Below are 7,284 nucleotides of genomic sequence, written 5' to 3'. Positions count from 1 at the left end.
GAAGTGAACGTGGAAGCGGGGGTGGCGGGCCGGCCAGTCGTGGATGAGGGGTGTCTTGTGGGTGGCCGGGTTGTCGCAGACCAGGTGCACCTGCAGTTCGGCCGGGACGGCCTTGTCGATCGCGACCAGGAACTTTTTGAACTCGGTCGCGCGGTGCCGGCGGTGCAGTTCGGTGCCGGCGGTGCCGTCGGCGATGTTGAAGGCGGCGAACAGGCTGGTGGTGCCGTGCCGGGCGTAGTCGTGGGTGCGCCGCTCGGGCATGCCCGGCATCATCGGCAGCACCGGCTGTGACCTACCGGAAGACCATGTTCCGGCAGATTGCCCAGCATGCGCACTCAGAGATCAATCGGCATGCAGCCGGAAGGCGAGTGGATCACCCGGGCGCCGTCGCTGAGGTGGAAGGCGATCCTGCTGGCCAAGGTGCAGGACGAGGCCGGGCAGGGGCTCTACCTCTACTCCTCCGCCGGGACCATGGGCGCCGACCAAATGGAGCTGACCGAAAAGCTCATCGCTGGGGTTCAGAAATACTCGTCGATCTTCAACTATCCGACGCTGACGTTCGCCGACGTCGGCGTGATCGGCTGGCTAGTGGACGGCGCGGCGATCTGCAACCAGGTGCCGTTGTGTCGCAGAGCACGCGACGCTCCTACAACACCGCCCTGCGCCAGCTGTCCAACCGGCTCGTCGGTATCCTGCACGGCTGCCTCAAGACCAGCACCCTCTACGACGAGGCCACCGCCTGGTCGCACCACGTCCAGAGCGCTACGACTTGACACAGTTATCATGGGATGTCTTTCTGGGCTTCTACCTGCCCTTTTGGGCTATACTTCACTTGTGGGTGCCGCCATGGACCGACGGGCGTATGCGGAGCTGACCACCTCTGGTGTGCTGGCCCGGGAGGCGTTTGCCTACTGGCGGGAGATGATCTGCGCTACGTTCGTTCGTCTCGCCGCGGAGCCGGTGACCGAGGGCCGGTTCAGGGGGCGTATCGAGCACGTCCCGGTCGGCGATCTTGAGCTGTCGGCCGTTGCGGCCGGGAGCCAGCACGTGCGGCGCACTCGCGCGCTGATCGCCGATGAGGATGAGGAGTACCTGCTGGCGAGTGTCCAGCTGCAGGGACGGGGCTGCGTGGAGCAGGATGGGCGGGTCGCGCTGCTGTCGCCCGGCGATATGGCCTTCTATGACAGCACCAGGCCCTACACGCTACATTTCGACGATCCGTTCCAGCAGCTCGTCGTCCAGGTCCTCAAAAGGGAACTCATGCTGCGGGACACCCGGCGGATGACGGCGCACGCGTTGGGGTGCGGGACACCGGGCGGCGTGGTGGCGGGGTTCCTCACATCGCTGTTCGACGCGGCGAAGAAGAGCCCGGACGAGTCGGCGGTACTGCTGCCGCACGCCGTCGGGCTACTCTCGGCGGCTGCATGCTTTGGGAACCGGATGGAGCCCGTCCATGATGCGGCGCAGGCCTTGGCGCGCGAGCGCGTATTGGACTTCCTGCGCCGGAACCTCGCCGACCCGAGCTTGGACGCGGTGAGGGTCGCGGAGGCGTGCCATGTGTCGCGCCGCACTCTGTACCGCATGCTCGGTGATGAGGGGGTCGCCGCGTGGCTGCGGCGGATGCGGATCGAGCATGCCAAGGCGATGCTGCTCCACTACCCTGAACGGCCGGTTGGGGCAGTGGGCCTGGCCTGCGGGTTCGACAGCGAGTCTGGCTTCCACCGCGCGTTCCGAGCCGCCAGCGGGATGACCCCGGGCGAGTACCGACAAGCTCGGCACACCAGGTAAGTGACGGTGACACGGCAGTCCAACCGTGGCGGGGCTTGAGCAGCAACCGACCGGCCAACGGCGTTAGCGAGCGGGGTTGAGCGGCGTTGCCGCCGTTGAGCGTTCCGATGTGGGCGTGGCCCGATGCGGCCAGTGCGTGTTTGGTTGCTGTGGGTGGGTTACCGGTGGGTCGGGCCTACGTTGCGGCGCATGCCGGTGGATTTCCTGACCGATGATGTGGCAGCGGCATATGGTCGTTATGCCGGAGTGCCGTCGCAGGCGGACCTGGAGCGGGTGTTCTTCCTCGATGACGAGGACCGGGCGCTGATCGACCGCCATCGTGGCGAGCACATGAAGCTGGGGTTCGCGCTTCAACTGGTGACGGTCCGGTGGGTGGGTTCGTTCCTGGAGGATCCGCTCGACGTGCCGACGGTGGTGCTGGACTTTGTGGCCGAGCAGTTGGAGGTCGCTGATCCGTCGGCGGTGAAGCGTTACACCGGGCGGGCCAAGACGAAGCTGGATCACCAGTGGGAGATCCGGCGGGTGCACGGGCTGAAGGAGTTCACGGCGGCGGAGGCGGAGTTGCGGGAGTGGGTGGCGGCCCGCTCCTGGACGTCGGGAGACGGCCCGAAGGCGATCTTCACCGACGAGGTGGGATGGCTGCGGGAACGCCGCGTGCCGTGGCTGTGCACAGTTCCCGATCGCCCTCTACACCGGCCACCGCCAGTTCGGGGTGGTCAGGCCATGCCCGCACTCGCTGGGCCGGCCTCCCTAACACAACACGGATCTTCGTGCGCAGCGCCCGCGAAAAGGCACGCATCACTGCGACGGGCCTCGTCAACGCCGACCTGGTCACCCAATTCGACCTGCCTGACCACGAGCAACCTCTTTGCTCTGATCAGAGCGACCCCGGCAAGCGGGTGACTCCTGGACAGGCCCCGAGGTGCAGAGGACTTCGGGAATCTGTGCACACGACTTCGGAAACCGACAAAAGCGGACACGGTCCCGACGACCGATGTCCCGGAAGTCATTCATGTTCTAGAAATGTCGTACAGAGATGAATTCCGGTACGATCCGGGGGTGGGACCGGGAAACGATCATCCTCATGCCGGGTTGGAGCTGGGGTACGTCCGGGTATCCACCGCCGAACAGTCTCTGGAGCGTCAGCGGAACGTGCTGACCGCCGTCGGCATCCCGGACGAGCGGGTCTACATCGACAAGAAGACCGGCGCCACCCTCGACCGCGTCGGCCTGGGTGAACTGCTGGCCCACGCCCGGGCCGGCGACACCATCGTCGTGCACACCCTGGACCAGATCGGCCGAAATCTGCGCGAGGTCCTCAACTTCGTCCACGACATGGCCGCGACAGGCATCGGCGTACGACCCCTGGCCGACCCGCTGCCCATCAACACCGCCGACGAGGGCATGGCGCGCGTCGCCTTCCTGCTGCTGGCACTGTTCGCCGAGATGGAACGCACCTTCACCGCCGAACGCGCCGCCCACGCCCGCACCGTCGCCAAGGCCGCCGGCCGCCAGATCGGCCGACCCATCGCCCACTCCGCCGACAAGATCGAATACGCGCGGCTGCTCATGGCCCAAGGCGACTCCCTCGGCGTGATCGCCACCAAGAGCGAGATCCCCAAGACCTCCCTGCAGCACTACCTGGCCGCTCTGGCCTAGTGGGGCACAAAGCATGGCGTCGTATGCGCGGGCTCCGCACCCCTGGCACGAGCGCTCCTGCCTGGCCGAGCTGCACCTCTCTGGAAACGGTCCCGCCGTCCTGGGGCCGGTCCCCAGTCGAGGGTGGCCATTGAGCGTGAGGCGGAGGGCGGCCAGGCGCGGGCCGTCATGGGCGAAGCTCTCGCATGAGCTCTGCAGCGGCGCGCAGAATGCCTGCGCGGTCATGCGGAGCGGTGTCTTTCAGCGCCATGCTGGTGATGATCACTGCTGTGATTGCGATGATCACGGGCCCGGCCAGGAGCACTGCTGCCTCCCAGATGTTCATTGTGTCCGTCCTTCCGCCCAGCGGTCTCGACCGCCCCGGAGGAGGCAGCCATGAGCACCTTGGCCAAGGCCCCGGGCCGCCGGCCAGGGATACCGGATCGCCGGATTTCCGGCGGCATACCCCCAGGTCAGGCGTCGTTTGGCTGTGGGCCGCCGGATCGCGCCGGATTGGGATCAGCTCCCGAATGGAAGGTGAGGCGTGAGCGAATCAGAAGAGCCCGTCCCGGGACGTACTGCTCTGGCCGCGCAGCTTGGACTGCTTCAGGCCGGTTTGCGCCAGAGAGGAAAGACACAGAAGGCTGCGGTCGAAGAGGCCAACCGACGTCGACGCAGAGCCGCGGGCCGTCCGCAGGACCTGCCCTGGCCGCGCAAGGACGGCGGTGTGGACCTGTCGCTGCAGACGGTCAATGACTGGTTCCCCAAGCGGAAGGGCTCGAAGGAGCCCAGCGTGCCAGCGGACTTTGAGGATCTGTGGTCCCTGGTCGCCGTGATGCTGGAATGGACCAGGCAGCTCACCGACAAACGATCCGAGAGCAGGCTCCGGTACGACTGGAACAGGCTGTATGAGGATGCCCAGCGCGGGACAGGCCTGGGCGAGGAAGTCCGCGCCTACCTCAAAGCCGTCCGCAAGGCCGCCGATCAGCACCCGCATCCAGGGATCCCCGGCCAGACGGCTCCTCCGCTGGCCGAGGTCTACGTGCGCCAGCGCAGCACTCCCGCGGCTCGACACGGGCTTCACGCTGAGGTCGAGCCTGCGGAGGCGGTCTTCCGGAAGGCCGACCGCGTGTGCGTGCTCATCGGCGGCCCGGGATGCGGCAAGTCCACACTGCTACGCACCTGGCTGAGCGAGGCGGCCAGTGAGTGGCTCGATGGCACCGGGAGTGTCGGAAAGACCGGTGCGGCAGTCCCAGTCTGGGTGAGCGCACACTTCCTCGCTAGGGACCAGACACCAGTACCCGATGCGCTCGCCGCCGCCACCCGAAACCTCAGCCGGTACGGGCGGCACCCGGAATTGGACCCAGCCCGCTTCCTCGCGCGGCCGTGCCCCGGGGCGCACTGGCAGCTGCTGGTCGACGGCCTCGACGAACTCCCCAACGCCGCCGAGCGCCGAGCCGTATTGGAGAAGCTGGCCAACGCCGTCGCAGAGGACCCGCCGCTGTACCGGTGCGTGGTGGCAACCCGCCCCCTGGCCGGGAACGAACTCGACGTCCTCGACCGCTTACTCGACCGCCGAGCGCCCCATTACGATCTGCAGCCCTTCACCCCCGGTGATCTGCACACCTACACCCAAAAGTACTTCGGCACTCGGTGGCGGCAGGAGGAGGCCACCCACCGCGCCCAGTACTTCACCGGCGCGCTCCACTCTGCGTCCCTGGCCGAGCTGGCCCGCACCCCGCTGGTGTCCTTCATGCTGTGCCAGCTCTACCTCGCCGAGCCCGAACGCCCACTGCCCAAGGGCCGCACCGCGGTGTACGAAGCGTTCACCGACCTGATGTACGAGAACAACCGCAGCAAGCACGTCGCGGACAGCCACGAGGAAGCGATCAAGAACCTCGTGGAAGGACTTCAGAGCCCGCAGGCGCGTCAAGAAGCCGACGAGGCCGCGCGGCAGGCCCACGAGCAGCTGCCCGAGCTGATCGACTACCTCGCTCACCGATGGCTCACCGGCCACCAAGCCCCAGCCGCCGCGACCCTGGCCTCACACAAGACCCTCCGCCGGCCTGGCAAGGTACGCCCGGAGCTTTGGGACGCTTTCTTGGAGGACCTCCTGCGCCACACCGGCCTGCTGGTCCAGCACCCGGACGGCCTCAGCTTCCCCCACCAGACCCTCCTCGAATACCACGCCGCCCGCCACGCCACCCGGAACAAGCAGGCCCGCCGCCACACCCTCCGCTGCCTGTTCGGCCTCAGCCGCTTCTTGCCCGTCTGGCTGCAACGGCTCCAAGCCAGGCTCTGGCCCGACTGGCTGGACTGGGACTTCCTGCTCAACCTCGGCGAGTTCTTGCCCTGGCTAAAACGGCTCCTAGTCAGTCCGCCGCAACCCGACCGGCCGGACCAAGAACCGTCCTATATCGGCTTCCTTCTCGACCGGCTCACTTCCCGCGACGACAGGATCGGCAAAAAGGCCGAAGCCTGCCTGAAAGCCCCCAAAGGAATCTACTTTCTAAAGAGCCAGGTACGTCTTAGAACTAACCTTCCTGCCGAGTCAACCGCTCTCCAACTCGCCCGGTATTACGCCAGCTACCCCCGCACCGACGACCCCACACGGCGAAGAGAGCTGGCTGAGACGCTGGCCATGGTGGATCAGGGGTGGGGCGTGCGGCTACTCGAATCACGCGCCAACGATCCCACTCTGGACGAATACTCCCGGTATTTGCGGACCAAAAGAAAGATGGAGGTGGAGCGGGCCGCGCGATTGCTCGAAACCCGTGCCAACGAACCCATCTTCACTGACCCCACCCTCAGCTTTGCCGATCGCCTGGCTGCGGCTGAAGCTCTGACCAAGGTTGACCTGGAGCGGGCTGTGCGGCTACTCGAAGCTCTCGCCATCGACTTAAGCTTCGATGTCGGTAATCGCGCGGCTGCGGCCAATGCTCTGGAAAAGGTCGACCCCTTGCAGGGGCGGCAACTGGGCGCCGACGCAATGCTCGAAATGGCGGGCGGCTTCTACTGAGGCCGCCGAGGCCGGCCGAACTCCATAGCGGGAGAGGCGGCGGCGCTCGTTCGCCCTGCAACTGGGCATGCCGGTAAGCAGGTCGGCCTCGACTGCGTCGATCGCCCTCGGCGGGGCCCAAGTTCACCCAGCCGAGGCCAGATCCCATTCGATGGTCAGCGGTTCTGCCCGGACCGCCACATGGGCTAATCGATGCTGTGCACACGGCATCGGAAATCCGTTGCAGCCGACTTTGGAAATCGACAGAATCGGACATGGTCGGACACTGGATTTTCCGGATGCCGTTCGACAAGGTCTGTTTCAAATAGGGCCTACGGGAGCGAGTTCCGGTACGATCCGGGGATGGGAACGGGAAGTGACCCCCTCATGCCGGGTTGGACTTGGGGTACGCCCGAGTATCCACCACCAAGCAGTCCGTGGACCGGCAATTCGAAACACTCGCCGGCGGCATCCCGGATGGGCGGGTGTACATCTACAAGAAGACCGGCGCCATCCTCGACCGCACCGACCTGGGTGAGCTGCTGGCCTACGCCTGGCTTGGCGACACCATCGTCGTGCACACCCTGGACCGGATCGGCCGCAATCCGCGCGAGGTTCTCAACTTCGTCCACGACTTGGCAGAGCAGGGCATCGGTGTGCGGTCGCTGGCCGACCCCCTGCCGAGAAACATCGCCGACGAGGGCCTGGCGCGGATCGCATTCCTGCTGTTGGGGCTGTTCGCCGAGATGGAACGCACCTTCATCGCCGAACGCGCCGCCCGCGCCCGCATCGTCGCCGAGGCATCCGCCCGCCGGATCAGACGGCGCTCGCCCACCCGGCCGACAAGCCCGAATATGCCC

Annotated in this window: 7 protein-coding genes and 2 pseudogenes; 7 read left to right on the top strand and 2 right to left on the bottom strand. The window is 66.5% G+C overall.

Annotated features, from left to right (window positions below):
* Positions 1 to 294 (bottom strand): annotated as a pseudogene (locus ETD96_RS37640) (transposase); the annotation flags it as partial.
* On the opposite strand from ETD96_RS37640, the pseudogene ETD96_RS37635 reads away from it, so the two are divergent.
* From ETD96_RS37635 to ETD96_RS37610, 5 genes and pseudogenes are all read left to right on the top strand, one after another.
* Positions 294 to 630 (top strand): annotated as a pseudogene (locus ETD96_RS37635) (Phenylacetic acid catabolic protein); the annotation flags it as partial. The pseudogenes ETD96_RS37640 and ETD96_RS37635 overlap by 1 nt on opposite strands.
* Positions 624 to 773, top strand: a complete 150-nt coding sequence (locus tag ETD96_RS37630) for a hypothetical protein (RefSeq protein ID WP_205719652.1) — start codon at positions 624 to 626, stop codon at positions 771 to 773. The pseudogene ETD96_RS37635 and the gene ETD96_RS37630, both read left to right, overlap by 7 nt.
* A 73-nt stretch (positions 774 to 846) precedes the next feature.
* The gene (locus ETD96_RS47200) at positions 847 to 1,788 is read left to right on the top strand and encodes an AraC-like ligand-binding domain-containing protein (RefSeq protein ID WP_240808511.1); all 942 of its coding nucleotides are present in this window, start codon (positions 847 to 849) and stop codon (positions 1,786 to 1,788) included.
* Positions 1,789 to 1,977: 189 nt separating this feature from the next.
* Positions 1,978 to 2,691 (top strand): DUF4158 domain-containing protein, encoded by a 714-nt coding sequence (locus ETD96_RS37615; RefSeq protein ID WP_171069424.1) that lies wholly within the window; start codon positions 1,978 to 1,980, stop codon positions 2,689 to 2,691.
* Between the two features lie 156 nt (positions 2,692 to 2,847).
* Positions 2,848 to 3,447 carry a recombinase family protein gene (locus tag ETD96_RS37610; RefSeq protein ID WP_205719651.1) on the top strand — a complete coding sequence of 200 codons (600 nt, stop codon included), beginning with the start codon at positions 2,848 to 2,850 and terminating at the stop codon, positions 3,445 to 3,447.
* Positions 3,448 to 3,613: 166 nt separating this feature from the next.
* On the opposite strand, the gene ETD96_RS45345 is transcribed toward ETD96_RS37610, so the two are convergent.
* Positions 3,614 to 3,772 (bottom strand): hypothetical protein, encoded by a 159-nt coding sequence (locus tag ETD96_RS45345; protein WP_171069423.1) that lies wholly within the window; start codon positions 3,770 to 3,772, stop codon positions 3,614 to 3,616.
* 198 nt (positions 3,773 to 3,970) lie between these two features.
* On the opposite strand from ETD96_RS45345, the gene ETD96_RS37605 reads away from it, so the two are divergent.
* On the top strand, positions 3,971 to 6,445 hold the full coding sequence (locus ETD96_RS37605; RefSeq protein ID WP_138641270.1) for an NACHT domain-containing protein: 2,475 nt from the start codon (positions 3,971 to 3,973) through the stop codon (positions 6,443 to 6,445).
* Positions 6,446 to 6,819: 374 nt separating this feature from the next.
* On the top strand, positions 6,820 to 7,284 hold a 465-nt coding region (locus tag ETD96_RS37600; RefSeq protein ID WP_338072651.1), incomplete at its 3' end, for a recombinase family protein.

Source organism: Actinomadura geliboluensis (assembly GCF_005889745.1).
In the GTDB taxonomy this organism is placed as follows: Bacteria; Actinomycetota; Actinomycetes; order Streptosporangiales; family Streptosporangiaceae; genus Spirillospora; species Spirillospora geliboluensis.
The sequence above is the reverse complement of the archived record's forward strand: the minus strand, read 5'-3'. Positions and strand labels throughout refer to the sequence as shown.